The following is a 14,368-nucleotide window of genomic DNA, read 5'->3' on the forward strand; positions in this document are numbered from 1 at the left end:
TACGTTAAAGGTTCAATGAACTTTCCGAATTGTTAAAATGATGTAAACGATAAGATGTAAATCTTAACGATAACTTTAAATTTAAAATGGCGATACCATGTTAAAATAGTATTAAGCATATGTAAGGGAGTTTTTAAATGTTTAGAGATTTGATTTTTTACACATTAGGCACCGATTTGGATACCTTTTTCCAATATTTTGTTTTTGAGCTTATTTTATTAACGTTAATCGGCTTGGCTATCGTGTTTTTCAGTAAAAAATTATGGATAGCTATTACATTAATTATTGGATTAAATTTAATTGATGCAGGGATTGTCGGTAATTTTAATGCCATGCAAGGTGAAGGGACTTTAATCGGGCAATTTTTCTTAATGATAGTTGCTAAATTTTTCCCTACATTTTATGAAGTCCTACTTGTAGTGTTAATTTCACGCATTCCATTTTTTAGACGCAAATTTAAACTCGCATAATGTCGTTACAAAGAGCTGTTATAGGCGCTATATTGATGAATGATTTTGGCGTACGTTTATTGTCATAAATTGACATAGACGTACGTTTTATATTTGATGGCACATTTTGTAAAGAATTGATAAGATTAAATTAAAGATTTCTGAAATAGGAAGGAACAATAGTATGTGGAAATGGGAAACAGAAAATGAAGCTAAAGGTGTCGTAGTGATAATACATAATATGTTAGAACACACGGGGCGGTATGCTTATGTCATTACACATTTGCGTCGAAATGGATATCATGTCATTATGGGAGACTTACCTGGACAAGGGCAAAGTTCGAGAACGAAAAAAGGACAAATCGATCATTTTGATGTCTATCAAGAACGTGTGCTAGAATGGATTCAAATTGCAGAAGAATATCACCTACCTACATTTGTATTTGGGGTTGGTCTAGGTGGGCTTATTGCTGTCAATGTTCTTGAAAAATTTGATTTAGCTCTAGAGGGTCTTGTTTTGATATCACCGCTATTTGCGTTTCATCAAACCAATCAAACTCGAAAACATTTGGTAACTTCACATCTCGGAGATGTTTCGAAAAGTGCAAAATTTGAACTGGGTTTCCAAATAGAAGATTTAACGATGAACCCAGTAGTACAAGAGGAAACATTAAAAGATGCATTAATGTTAAAAAAAGTGAGTTATCATTGGTATAAGCAAGTGACGCAAGCTATGAAGAAAACAATAGAACACTTGGATACCCTTCCTAAGTTGCCGTTATGTGTTATGTACGGGACGAAAGATACAGTATCTGATACAACAGTTACGCAGCATGTCATACAACAGTGTATGTGCGATGAAATGTATTATAAAGCGTGGCCAGGGATGGTGCATGAAATACACAATGAAATAGAACGTGAAGCGGTAATGCGTTATGTTTTAAGTTTTTTAAATAATCGTGTCTTTGCAGCGGGATTTGTAGTGGAAGATCAGGTCACGTTATAAGTGACATGGTTATGACAATCACATGTAAAATATTGCATGCAAATAGAATTCATGGTAAATTAATAATGTGAAAAATATCACATATAACATAATTGATTAAAGGACTACGTAGATAGGAGCGTGTCAGTATGTCAAAAAAAGGTAACAAAGTAGTTTTAGTAGGAAATGGTGCAGTAGGTGCGAGTTACGCATTTACTATGGTAAGTCAAGGTGTAGCAGATGAATTGCTCATCATTGATATTAATGAAGATAAAGTTCGTGGTGACGTATTAGATTTAAACCATGGTGCACCGTATGCGATGTCTCCAGTAAAAGTAAAAGCAGGTAAATATGAAGATTGTGGCGATGCAGATTTAATCGTGATTTGTGCTGGCGCGCCGCAAAAAGTTGGAGAAACTCGCTTAGATTTAGTAGAAAAAAATGCAAAAATATATAAAGGTATTATTACTTCTATTATGGACAGTGGTTTTGATGGAATTTTCTTAATTGCAGCAAACCCTGTTGATATTTTAACTTATGTAACATTAAAATATTCTGGTTTACCAAAACATAAAGTGATTGGTTCGGGTACAATTTTAGATACAGCGCGTTTCAAACATCTATTAAGTGAAGCATTTAATGTTGCACCTTCAAGTGTACATGCCAACATTATTGGTGAGCATGGCGACTCTGAAGTACCAGTATGGTCTAGCGCAACAATTGCAGGTGTATCTCTTTATGACGAATTGAAAAAAGACCCTGCTAAAAGTCATTTAATTGAAGATATCTATGTACAAACGCGAGACGCAGCGTATGATATCATTAAAGCTAAAGGTGCGACATATTATGGCGTTGCAATGGGATTAATGCACATTTCTAAAGCAATATTACGTAATCAAAATGTTGTATTAACAGTTTCAAGTTATTTAGAAGGCGAATATGGTCATGAAGGTGTGTATACAGGCGTACCTACTTTAATCAATAGAGAAGGTGCAGTTAAAATTATTGAAACACCATTAAATGATGAAGAAAAAGAAAAATTTGCGAAATCTTGCAAAGTATTAAAAGATATGCAAGATTCTATTGAATATTTATTTGAATAATTAAAAGTCGATAATTAATTAACGATATGATTAAGCTTTCAATGTTTAGGGTACACATATCATAATGACTATTGTATCAATTAGGATAATCTATATTGGAGGCTTAATCATGGGAAAAAAATCAAAATATGATGTAAGTGATATCGTTCTTTTGGATAATTTGCAAAAGCAAGTCGAAGAGATTTTTGATGAGATTGACAAACAATTTAATTTATCTAAAGAAGAGTTTCTTATTCTACTTACGTTGTGGGATAAAGGTTCTATGACTTTAAAAGATATGGACAATTATGTCAAAGTAAAAGCTTATAAACGAACACGAACGTTTAACAATTTAGTCGAAAAAAAATGGATTGTAAAAGAACGACCTTCAGACGATGAACGCACTGTGATTATCCACTTTAATGAGAACAAATCACAAGATAAACAAGAACTTATTGATTTTACATGTACTGCCATTGAAAATAGGCAAGATAACTTAAAAAATCAACTTAATTCCATCATAAATGGCTGCGAAATATAAATCTATGGATGGTTCCTAATTAACGTTGATATTAATGGTAAAATGATTCAATTAAGTTTGAATACATGTATAGAATAAAACGGAAGTGAGGGCATTAACTCACTTCCGTTTTTCTATACCAATAATATAAGGGGGATGATTTTGTTGATTTATAAACTCATATTTAATAACGTGGGCTTGTTGTTGATTTAATTGTTCAAAATATGCATTTAATAGTTGGCTTTCTTCATAACCTTCTGGGTGACCCGGGTATATCGCTAAAACTATGATACCTTCTGGGCGTAGGCATTCGAATATACTTTCAAATGCTTTAATTGTATTCGGCGCGTTGGTAACGATGGTCTTGTCTCCTTTAGGCAAATAGCCTAAATTAAACAATGCGGCATCAATTGTTGAGCGATGCGTTGTATCGATGTATTGTGTAATGTTTTCATGACCAGTGTGAATTACTGTGACATTAGAATAAGATTGAACTTTTTGACGCGTTTGTTCAATTGCTTGTAATTGAATGTCACATGCATAGACATGACCATTAGGGACTGTTTGTGCTAAAAATTCGGTATCATGACCATTTCCACATGTACCGTCAATAACAATACTGTCATCTCTAACATGGGATTTGATTAATGATTTTGCAAATGGCAAAATACGTTGGACTATCATTGTAACACCTTCTGATTAGGATGATAATGAGCACCTTGTACGGACTGTCTTCGCTCTAATTCTGCATCTATCTCATTTAATACTTCCCATTTATTGACACTCCACATAGGACCTACGAGTAAATCAATTGGCCCGTCACCCGTAATTCGATGCACGATCATAGATGGAGGTAATAATTCAAGTTGATCACACACTAAATGAATGTATTCTTCTTTAGTCATAAATTGCAATAATCCTTTTTCGTATTGTTTGACCATAGGTGTGCCTTTTAACAAATGAAGTAAATGGATTTTAATGCCTTGTACATCCATTTGAGATACGACGCGCGCAGTTTCCATCATCATGTCATAATTTTCACCTGGCAAACCATTGATTATGTGAGTACAAACATTAATATTGTGTTTTCTTAATTTTTGTACGCCTTCATAATAACACGCCATATCATGAGCACGGTTGATAAGGTCTGATGTTTCTTGATGAACGGTTTGAAGCCCGAGTTCAACCCATAAATAGGTACGTTGATTCAGTTCAGCCAAATATGCCACCACATCATCAGGTAAACAGTCTGGACGCGTGCCTATAGAAAGCCCAACAACACCTTCTTCATTTAAGGCTGCTTCAAACTTTTCGCGTAGTATATGTACAGGTGCGTGTGTGTTTGTAAAAGCTTGGAAGTAAGCGATATATTGACCTTCATGCCACTTTTCATGCATATGTTCTTTAATTTCTTTAAATTGAACATGAATGGCATCGGCTCGATTTCCTGCAAAGTCACCACTGCCAGCGGCTGAACAAAACGTGCACCCGCCGTGAGCAACAGTACCATCTCGGTTTGGGCAATCAAAACCTCCATCTAAAGCGACCTTGAAAATCTTTTGTCCAAAATGCTGTTTCAGATGGTAATTTAGCGTGTGATACCTTTTGTTTTCAAATGCATAGGGAAAGTATTTACCCATATGAAGAAACTTCCTTTCTAAATTAAATGTATTTCAAGATTTTAACATATTTTGTGGTAGTCGTGTTATAGTGAAAAAATAAAGACAAAGAAATGAAGAGGTGTCAAACATATGAAAATGCCGAAAGAAATTTGGTGGCTTGTGATTGGAATGGCAATTAATATCACGGGTGCCAGTTTTTTATGGCCATTAAATACAATTTATATGAGTGAAGTTTTAGGGAAATCATTAAGTACAGCGGGAATTGTATTGATGGTAAATGCTTTTGGTATGGTCGTGGGTAATTTATTAGGAGGCGCACTATTTGATCGTTTAGGTGGATATCAAACCATTATGTCAGGTACGTGGATCAGTTTGTTTGCTACGGCCGGGTTGAATTTTTTTCATGGTTGGCCATGGTATCCCTTATGGCTTATCATTTTAGGATTTGGTGGGGGAATGATTATACCAGCGATTTATGCAATGGCGGGAGCGGTTTGGCCTAGAGGTGGTCGCCAAACGTTTAACGCTATATATCTCGCGCAAAATATTGGTGTCGCAGTGGGAGCAGCGTTAAGTGGATTTGTTGCTGAACTTAGTTTTAACTATATTTTCTTAGCAAATTTACTCATGTATGTAGTTTTCTTTTTTGTAGCACTATTGAATTTTAAAATAGAATATCGTGCTACTGTTAAAACTGCGGAAACGTTAGAGGGTATGACACATGTACAAAATAAAAAACATTTTAAAGCATTACTATTAATTTGTGTGATGTTTGCAATTTGTTGGATTGCATATGTACAATGGCAAACAACAATCGCATCCTTTACGCAAGAAATTGGGATTTCAATGAGTCAATACAGCTTGCTTTGGACTATCAATGGTATGCTGATACTGCTAGGACAACCCCTTATTTCACCGATTATTTATGTATTAAAAGGTCAACTGAAAAAGCAACTCTATGTTGGGGTGTTGATTTTCATCATTTCCTTTTTTATTACAAGTTTTGCGGAAAGCTTTACAATGTTTATCGTTGGTATGGTGATATTAACTTTTGCTGAAATGTTTGTTTGGCCTGCCGTGCCAACCATAGCGAATACTTTATCTCCTAAAGGAAGAGAAGGGGTCTATCAAGGTATCGTTAACTCTGCATCTACAGTAGGCAAAGCGTTCGGACCATTAATTGGTGGTATCCTTGTAGATGTATTTAATATGCAAGTGATGTTTCTTTCAATGATTGGATTGTTAATGGTGTCCATCGGATTTATCTCTATTTTTGATAGACGTATAGATAAGAAAATGTTATATCGATAAGTAAAGATATTAGCTTGCATAATCGTTATAAATTTCATATGATAGTAATGAATCGTATGAGAAGCATGTCTCAAGTGATGTTTCAATACAGAGACAAGGGTTTATTTTATAGTTTTAAAATAAATCAAGGAGTAGTAATTCATTGTTATATCTAAAGAGAGTTAGTGGTGCTGGAAACTAACGTTATAGGATGAATGAACTTGCCGATACTAAATGAATTTAATGACATCTCAATCCATTATGTAATGAAGCGCACACAAGTGAACTAGGGTGGTACCGCGGTGAAAATCGTCCCTATTTGTAGACATAATTGGGTTGAGATGTTTTTTTAATTAGGAGGAATGATTGTGAATTATAATCATCAAGAGATTGAAAAAAAGTGGCAAACCTATTGGCTAGAAAATAAAACTTTTAAAACGAAAGATAACTTAGGCCAAAAGAAATTTTACGCTTTAGATATGTTTCCTTATCCTTCAGGTGCTGGGTTACATGTGGGGCATCCAGAAGGATATACGGCAACAGATATTATCTCTAGATATAAGCGTATGCAGGGTTATAATGTGTTGCATCCAATGGGATGGGATGCATTTGGACTACCAGCTGAACAATATGCATTAGATACAGGTAATAGTCCGGCGGAATTTACAAAAAGAAATATTCAAACGTTTAAGCGTCAAATTCAAGAGCTTGGTTTTAGTTATGATTGGGATCGAGAAGTGAGTACAACAGACCCTGATTATTATAAATGGACACAATGGATTTTTATTCAATTATATAAAAAAGGGCTTGCATACATTGATGAAATTCCGGTCAACTGGTGTGAAGCGTTAGGGACTGTATTATCTAATGAAGAAGTTGTAGATGGTGTATCTGAACGTGGTGGTCATCCTGTTGTACGTCGTCCGATGAAACAATGGGTTTTAAAAATCACTGCGTATGCAGACAGATTGTTAGAAGATCTAGAAACACTTGATTGGCCGGAATCTATTAAAGATATGCAGCGTAACTGGATTGGTCGTTCTGAAGGTGCAAAAGTTTCATTCGGTATTGAAAACAGTGACGCATCGATTGAAGTATTTACAACACGACCAGATACCATTTATGGTGCAACATTTTTAGTGTTAAGTCCTGAGCACACATTAGTGAATCAAATTACAACGCCAGCTCAAAAAGATAAAATAATACAGTATCAGTCAGAAGCGGCAAAAAAATCTGATCTTGAACGTACTGATTTAGCGAAAGAAAAGTCAGGAGTATTTACAGGGGCTTATGCACAACATCCATTATCCGGTGAACGTGTACCGATCTGGATTGCAGATTATGTGTTATCTACGTATGGTACGGGTGCAGTCATGGCGGTTCCGGGTCATGATGAACGTGACTATGAATTTGCTCAAACGTTTAATTTGCCAGTTCACTATGTTATTGAAGGTGAATTGACAAATGGTGTCTTCAGTGGAGACGGTATTCATGTGAATTCGAATGAATTAAATGGTTTAAACAATAAATATGCAATTGCTAAAGCGATTGAAATTTTAGAAGAAAAAGGATTAGGCGAGAAGAAGGTAAACTATAAACTAAGAGACTGGTTATTTAGCCGTCAACGTTATTGGGGCGAACCGATTCCAATCATTCATTGGGAAGACGGGTCAATTACGACAGTACCTGAAAATGAATTGCCTTTGCTTCTTCCTAAAACAGATGAAATTAAACCTTCGGGAACAGGTGAATCGCCATTAGCAAATATCGATGCGTTTGTGAATGTGGTCGATCCGGAAACAGGAATGAAAGGGCGACGTGAAACAAATACTATGCCACAATGGGCGGGAAGCTGTTGGTACTATTTACGCTATATCGATCCTAAAAATGACCAAATGTTAGCAGATCCTGAAAAATTAAAACATTGGTTACCGGTTGATCTCTATATCGGTGGTGTAGAACATGCGGTATTACACTTACTATATGCGCGTTTTTGGCATAAAGTACTTTTCGATATTGGTGTCGTACCGACAAAAGAGCCTTTCCAAAAATTATTTAACCAAGGTATGATTCTTGGTGAAGGTAATGAAAAAATGAGTAAATCGAAAGGTAATGTCGTAAATCCTGATGATATCGTAGCATCGCATGGTGCGGATACGCTACGATTATATGAAATGTTTATGGGACCTTTAGATGCTTCTATTGCCTGGAGTGAAAATGGTCTCGATGGTTCTCGACGATTCCTAGACCGAGTTTGGCGTTTGCTTGTTTCAGATCAGCATGAATTAAGTACGAAAGTTGTTGACGAAGATACACCGCAATTACAAAAAATATATCATCAGACGGTGAAAAAAGTTACTGAAGACTTTGAAACGTTAAACTTTAATACTGCAATTAGTCAATTAATGGTCTTCATAAATGAGTGTTATAAAGCTGAAAAAATCAACAAATCTTATGTAGAAGGTTTTGTAAAAATGTTAGCACCAATTGCTCCGCACGTGGGTGAGGAATTATGGTCGATTTTAGGACACGAAAGTACAATTACTTATCAACCATGGCCGAGCTATGATGAGCAATTACTCGAGGGTGAAGTGGTTGAAATTGTAGTTCAAGTCAACGGCAAAGTACGTGCAAAATTAGAAATTTCTAAAGATGCTTCTAAAGAAGAAATGGAACGCCTTGCATTTGAAAATGAGAATATTAAAGGGGCTATTGAGGGTAAAGAAATCAAGAAGGTCATTGCCGTACCTCAAAAACTTGTTAATATTGTAGCAAAATAGATTGATGAAAGGATGTTCAGAAATGAAAGAAATCACCACTGACGAATTAAAATCTTTATTATTAAGCCATGATGTTGTAAATGTGATTGATGTTCGTGAGGATGAAGAAGTAGCTATGGGAATGATTCCAAACGCAAAGCATATCCCAATGAACACTATTCCTAATCATTTGAATGAATTTAATACGGACGAAACGTATTATATCGTTTGTGCAGGTGGTGTACGTAGCGCAAAGGTTGCAGATTATTTAATTGACCATCGTATCGATGCTGTAAATATCGAAGGTGGTATGAATGCATGGGGTAGTGAAGGCTTAGAATTTAAACGTATTTAAAAATAAACATACTAAGATTAGCGGTGAAGAATTTTATGAAGATAGAATTCTTCACCGCTATTTTTTATAGTGTTTGAAAGAAATAGGTTGTCTAGTCCCTTGGTTAATAAAACTGTATTATCAAACTGATTAACTTTAATAATGATATAAAGAATTAAAGGAGTATGCTCGCTTTTCTAGGCGCCTTACCTCAACTAATTTAGAGCGCAGAAATATCTTGGATTTCGTCGCTCAAAATGGATTTTTAGTTTCGGCTTAATGCCTCAGATGTCTCGGGTAAGGACGCAATCAAAGTGATGTTTTCACCATTCTTCCCCTCATGAAAACTATATATACAACCCACAAAGTTCACGTCCGAGAAATTTTGGTTTTTTTGATTAACGAGCTCGCTGTGTCTCAGCCTCAAAAGTTTCCTTAAAGGGTATGCGCGCTATTAAAATTGAAAACTATGGAGACAAACGTATTTAATTAGCTAATGAAAGTTCTCCGAGCGTATCTAAAGATCATTTTTTAATTAATAAAGTAAGATGCGTAGTGAATATCCTTTTACATCTTCGAGAAGAAAGAAAACATTACAATCAAGAAAAGATTAATTTAGTCCAACAACTTTCGGAATTCGAAATGCTTCTTTCTCTTCCTGGTTTTGGAAGACTAACAACAGCTTTATTCATCGGAGGATTTATTATAAAGTTTTCTAAGAATAAAAAGTTAAATGCATACGTTGGTATTCGTATATTTCAATTAGGACAATCAATTATCAAGGTACTATTAATCGTAGAGGAAATAAAAAAGCAAGAAAGCAATTATATTTGATAGTTCTGAATACAATTAGAGGGGCGAACTAGAATTCGAATTGGTATCTTTTACCCACATAAACACACCCCATAAAGTTAGATTTTTTGTCTAACTTTTGGGGTGCACATCATGCGAAGAATTTTGTTGGTTTTTGGATTAACAGGGGAGTTATGTCCAAGGCCATTTATTAAAGCGTATGGAATCCAGCATAATAGCCAGCTACATAGCCAGTAACAAGTGCACTTGTAATATTATAACCACCAGTATAACCATGAATATCCAGTACTTCTCCACAAAAGAACAGACCAGGTACTAACTTTGATGCCATTGTAGCGGGCATAATTTCTTTAATCGAAACACCGCCTCCAGTAACGAAGGCTTTGTCTAAAGGGAGTGTGCCATTTACTTTAAATGTAAAGTTTTTTAATAGATGGATAAATTGATTAAGTTGTTGTGATGTTAAATGATGATATGTAGTATTTGTGTCGATTTCAGCTTTTGAAAGCATAAATGTTAAATAACGTTCTTCAATTAAACCATGCAAGCTGTTTTTTACTATTTTATCAGGTGTTGATGAAAGTAAAGTCGTTACGTACGCCTTTAATTCAGTTTCATTCATGTCAGGAAAGACATCAAGATGCATGTCAATTAAAGGTTGCTTTTGTTGTTTTTGTTCATAATATACAAATTGACTACATCTTAAAGCAGCCGGGCCACTGATTCCAAAATGAGTGAATATCATATCCATTTGATGTGTTACACGTTTTTTACCATTTTTCTTTAGTACAGATAACGCTACATTTTTTAAACTTAATCCTTTTAGCGTTTCTAATTTAATAAACGCTTCACTTGATTTGATGGGCACTTCTGTAGGAAAAAGCTCTGTTATTGTGTGGTTAAACGTTTTAGCAAAGCGATACCCGTCACCAGTTGAACCTGTTTGAGGGACGCTCGTTCCACCTGTTGCGATGATTAATGATTTTGAGACATATGTTTGATGGTCATCTGTGACAACTTCAAAGCATTGCTCACTATTTTTAGATACAGAGGTTACGGTTGTTTCTTCCTTAATTGTGACATGTTGCTGATTTAACGTTTCAACAAGTGCATGTAACACATCTTCAGATTTATTGCTGACTGGAAACATTCTACCGTGATCTTCCTCTTTTAAAGGAACGCCTCGCGATTCAAAAAACGAGATGATAGATTCATTATCAAAAACGGAAAAAGGACTGTATAAAAATTTACCATTTCCGGGAATATGTTTAATAATTTCATTATATGGTAGTCGATTGGTCACGTTGCAACGACCGCCACCTGAAATTTTCAATTTACGACCGAGGCCTTTTTTCTTTTCTAATAATAAAACGTTTTGCCCTTGCGCGCTTGATGAAATTGCAGCCATTAGGCCACTTGGGCCGCCGCCGATGACAATTGTTTGATAGCACATAGCGTGAATTCTCCTTGTTCTTGATATAACGATTTTAACATAATACTTTTACGTGTATAATAACCATATTGTGTTATAATTTATTTTTGAAATTAGTAGGTTAGGTAGGTTGAACTATGAGTGAAAATAAAGAATTAGTCAGAGGGACCTTTCTTCTAACAGTAAGTATACTTATTACTAAAATATTAGGAATTATCTATATCATTCCTTTTTACAAAATAATAGGGGGTGCGGATAATTTAGCGCCTTTTAACTATGCTTACGGTCCATATAATATCGCCATTGCAGTAGCTACTGCAGGTGTCCCTCTTGCTGCATCAAAATATGTCGCCAAATATAATACCATTGGCGCCTATCGCGTGAGTCAAAAGTTATACAAATCTAGCTTTATCGTTATGAGTATTACGGGGGTTTTAGGATTTATTATTTTATATTTGCTATCACCAACAATTGCATCGATTACAATTGCCAACAACACTAATGATGCTGATGGTTGGACAGTTGCAGAAATCACTTCGATTATTCGTACGATAAGTTTCGTAGTTATTTTTATCCCGTTACTCGCAACATGGAGAGGCGTTTTCCAAGGATATAAATCCATGGGACCGACAGCACTCTCAGAAGTTACTGAACAAATAGCGCGTATTTTATTTATTTTAGTTGGGAGTTATATCGTTTTAAATATCGCTAAAGGATCTGTATTATTTGCAAATGGTATTGCTACATTTGGTGCTGCCATTGGAGCGATAGTAGGATTATTAACACTTTGGTGGTATTGGATAAAGCGTCGACCACATATTCAAAAAATGGTTGAATCTGACACGACGGGTATCGATGTGTCTTACGGAAAAATGTACAAAGAAATTATTTCTTACAGTATCCCATTTGTTATCGTAAGTCTGAACTTTCCGTTATTCATTATTGTGGACCAACTTACGCATAATAACGCATTAAGCATGGCTGGTTTTGCGCCGCGATTACAAGATATGTTCTTTACGATGTTGAATATGACTACGAATAAAATTGTGATGATACCAACGTCATTAGCTGCTGGTTTTGCTATTAGTTTAATTCCATATATTACCAAAACGTATGAATCTGGCGATTATATAGAAATGCATAAGCAAATTCGTACCTCTTTAGGTGTATTAATGTTTATTACTGTGCCAGCAAGTTTAGGTATTATGGCATTAGCAATACCACTGTATACCGTCTTTTATGAATTTAGTTTTGATGGCAGTAGACTGTTGTTTTATTATGCGCCAGCTGCAATTTTAATTTCATTGTTAAGTGTAACCGCATCGATGCTACAAGGTATTGATAAGCAAAAGCTTACTGTATTTATTGTCATAGGTTCTGTAATGATTAAATTTATTTTAAACACGCCATTAGTATTTTTATTGCATACGGCAGGTGCTATTTTAAGTACATGTATTGCTTTGACATTTGCAATCCTATGTAATCTTATCGTGTTAAAGAAATATGCGAAATTTAAATTTGAAGATACTATCTTTGATGTGTGTCGAATTTTATTAGTTGGTTTTATGATGATGATAGGTGTAGAAATCACCTATTTTGTACTTCAATTATTTATATCTCCAGCTTCACAAGTCGGCGCTTTAGTTATAACGATACTATGTGTGATTGTAGGGGGACTCATCTATGGTTCGATAACAATGCGTACACGCTTAGCAGATAAATTTTTAGGGGATATCCCTAATAAGTTACGTCGCAAGTTAGGACTGAGATTTCTATAATGCGAATCGATAAATTTTTATCTCAAATGGGACAAGGAACGCGTACAGAAGTGAAAACGTTGTTAAAGACAGGCAAGGTGAGACTTAATGAACATGTTGTTAAGTCACCTAAATTAAAAATTGATCCGACACAAGATGTCATTGAAGTGGATGGTCAACGTATCCAGTATGAACCATATGTTTACTTAATGATGCATAAACCTAAGAATGTCATATCAGCAACCGAAGATGATCAACATGAAACAGTGATTGATTTGATACAAGAATATGCTCATCTCAACCTCTTTCCAGTCGGACGTTTAGATAAAGATACTGAGGGATTATTATTGATTACGAATGATGGTCAATTTAACCATCAATTGATGAACCCAAACCAACATGTGCCAAAGACGTACTATGTAGAAACTTTAAATCCTATAAGTGAAACAGATATTACTGTATTTAAAACTGGTGTGACTTTAAAAGAAGGTGTATTAAAACCCGCGACACTTCAAATTATCAGTGCAAAGCATGCATTTTTAACCATTTCAGAAGGGAAGTTTCACCAAGTTAAACGCATGTTTCATAGTGTGGGTAATGAAGTGGTATATTTAAAACGCGTTAAAATTGCAAACTTATCTTTAGATACGTCATTAGCACCTGGTGCATATCGCAAATTGACGGCGGATGACTTTAAAGCATTAGGTTTTGAGGCATCATTAAATTAAGAAAAGATATACAAAGATGTTTCATATCTTTTTATGTGGGTATGGTATAGTTAGAATTTAAAGAGGTGATTAAAATGGCGAAGTCAACAAGTTTACTTAGAGCAATTATTGGTATTGGTGGTGCAGCATTAGCGGTTGTTTTATCAAAAAAACAAAATCGCGATGTCTTGAAACAAGAAATTGATAAATATAAAGAAGATCCTGAAAGTTATAAGCAAAATGCACGAGAAAAGGTTTCTCATGTTAGTGCCTTAGCTACTGAAGAATTTAATAAGGTGAAAGCAGATCCAAAAGCTTATATGAATGAAGCGAAACAAGATCCAAAAGCATTTTTGAATCAAAAGAAAGACCAATTCGCTCAAAACAGTCAAGTGTCACATGATGGTAAAAGAGAAGCGGCTTTTGATGACGAAGGTGGCGGCGATCCTTCTAACAATCTTCGTGTTGTCACTGAAGAGGATTTAAAATCAAATAAAAATAGCGGTGTAAATCAATAAATTTTTGATAACTAGGACGTGAATGCATGTCCTAGTTTTTATTTATGTAAAAATGCTGCACTTAAAATATCGTTTTCACAAATAGAGTTGTTGACCATTC

Annotated in this window: 13 protein-coding genes and 1 other annotated feature; of the genes, 10 read left to right on the plus strand and 3 right to left on the minus strand. The window is 35.1% G+C overall.

Annotation, left to right across the window (positions count from 1 at the left end):
• Positions 1–137: 137 nt before the first annotated feature.
• The 4 genes from SHYC_RS05615 to SHYC_RS05630 all read left to right on the plus strand — a co-directional run bounded on the left by SHYC_RS05615 (position 138) and on the right by SHYC_RS05630 (position 3,057).
• Positions 138–470, plus strand: a complete 333-nt coding sequence (locus SHYC_RS05615) for a hypothetical protein (RefSeq protein ID WP_039645188.1) — start codon at positions 138–140, stop codon at positions 468–470.
• 163 nt (positions 471–633) lie between these two features.
• On the plus strand, positions 634–1,455 hold the full coding sequence (locus SHYC_RS05620; RefSeq protein ID WP_039645190.1) for an alpha/beta hydrolase: 822 nt from the start codon (positions 634–636) through the stop codon (positions 1,453–1,455).
• 128 nt (positions 1,456–1,583) lie between these two features.
• A complete protein-coding gene (locus SHYC_RS05625; RefSeq protein ID WP_039645192.1) occupies positions 1,584–2,537 on the plus strand; it encodes an L-lactate dehydrogenase in 954 nt (317 codons plus the stop codon).
• Between the two features lie 109 nt (positions 2,538–2,646).
• Positions 2,647–3,057, plus strand: a complete 411-nt coding sequence (locus SHYC_RS05630) for a transcriptional regulator, SarA/Rot family (RefSeq protein WP_039645194.1) — start codon at positions 2,647–2,649, stop codon at positions 3,055–3,057.
• 99 nt (positions 3,058–3,156) lie between these two features.
• On the opposite strand, the gene SHYC_RS05635 is transcribed toward SHYC_RS05630, so the two are convergent.
• Entirely contained in the window at positions 3,157–3,720 is a 564-nt protein-coding gene (locus tag SHYC_RS05635) for a tRNA 5-(aminomethyl)-2-thiouridylate-methyltransferase MnmM (RefSeq protein ID WP_039645196.1), read from the minus strand.
• Positions 3,717–4,676: a tRNA modification radical SAM protein MnmL/YtqA gene (locus tag SHYC_RS05640; protein ID WP_039645198.1), complete on the minus strand. Its 960-nt coding sequence runs from the start codon at positions 4,674–4,676 to the stop codon at positions 3,717–3,719. Before SHYC_RS05640 ends, SHYC_RS05635 begins: the two co-directional genes overlap by 4 nt.
• A gap of 111 nt (positions 4,677–4,787) precedes the next feature.
• Between SHYC_RS05640 and SHYC_RS05645 the strand changes: the two genes are divergently transcribed.
• The 3 genes from SHYC_RS05645 (at position 4,788) to SHYC_RS05655 (ending at position 9,062) form a co-directional block, all read left to right on the plus strand.
• Positions 4,788–5,969: an MDR family MFS transporter gene (locus SHYC_RS05645; RefSeq protein ID WP_039645200.1), complete on the plus strand. Its 1,182-nt coding sequence runs from the start codon at positions 4,788–4,790 to the stop codon at positions 5,967–5,969.
• Between the two features lie 114 nt (positions 5,970–6,083).
• Positions 6,084–6,268: a binding site (T-box leader), on the plus strand.
• A gap of 45 nt (positions 6,269–6,313) precedes the next feature.
• The gene (leuS, locus tag SHYC_RS05650) at positions 6,314–8,728 is read left to right on the plus strand and encodes a leucine--tRNA ligase (protein WP_182736135.1); all 2,415 of its coding nucleotides are present in this window, start codon (positions 6,314–6,316) and stop codon (positions 8,726–8,728) included.
• Positions 8,729–8,750: 22 nt separating this feature from the next.
• The gene (locus tag SHYC_RS05655; protein ID WP_039645205.1) at positions 8,751–9,062 is read left to right on the plus strand and encodes a rhodanese-like domain-containing protein; all 312 of its coding nucleotides are present in this window, start codon (positions 8,751–8,753) and stop codon (positions 9,060–9,062) included.
• 982 nt (positions 9,063–10,044) lie between these two features.
• On the opposite strand, the gene SHYC_RS05665 is transcribed toward SHYC_RS05655, so the two are convergent.
• Positions 10,045–11,307, minus strand: a complete 1,263-nt coding sequence (locus tag SHYC_RS05665; RefSeq protein ID WP_039645207.1) for a BaiN/RdsA family NAD(P)/FAD-dependent oxidoreductase — start codon at positions 11,305–11,307, stop codon at positions 10,045–10,047.
• 116 nt (positions 11,308–11,423) lie between these two features.
• Here SHYC_RS05665 and SHYC_RS05670 point away from each other — a divergent pair, with 116 nt between their 5' ends.
• The 3 genes from SHYC_RS05670 (at position 11,424) to SHYC_RS05680 (ending at position 14,268) form a co-directional block, all read left to right on the plus strand.
• Positions 11,424–13,064, plus strand: a complete 1,641-nt coding sequence (locus tag SHYC_RS05670; protein ID WP_039645210.1) for a putative polysaccharide biosynthesis protein — start codon at positions 11,424–11,426, stop codon at positions 13,062–13,064.
• Positions 13,064–13,771 (plus strand): pseudouridine synthase, encoded by a 708-nt coding sequence (locus SHYC_RS05675; protein WP_039645212.1) that lies wholly within the window; start codon positions 13,064–13,066, stop codon positions 13,769–13,771. Before SHYC_RS05670 ends, SHYC_RS05675 begins: the two co-directional genes overlap by 1 nt.
• Positions 13,772–13,845: 74 nt before the next feature.
• Complete coding sequence (locus SHYC_RS05680) at positions 13,846–14,268, plus strand: YtxH domain-containing protein (RefSeq protein WP_039645214.1); 423 nt, start codon at positions 13,846–13,848, stop codon at positions 14,266–14,268.
• The last annotated feature ends 100 nt before the right edge of the window (positions 14,269–14,368 follow it).

This window comes from Staphylococcus hyicus (assembly GCF_000816085.1).
GTDB classification, from domain to species: Bacteria; Bacillota; Bacilli; order Staphylococcales; family Staphylococcaceae; genus Staphylococcus; species Staphylococcus hyicus.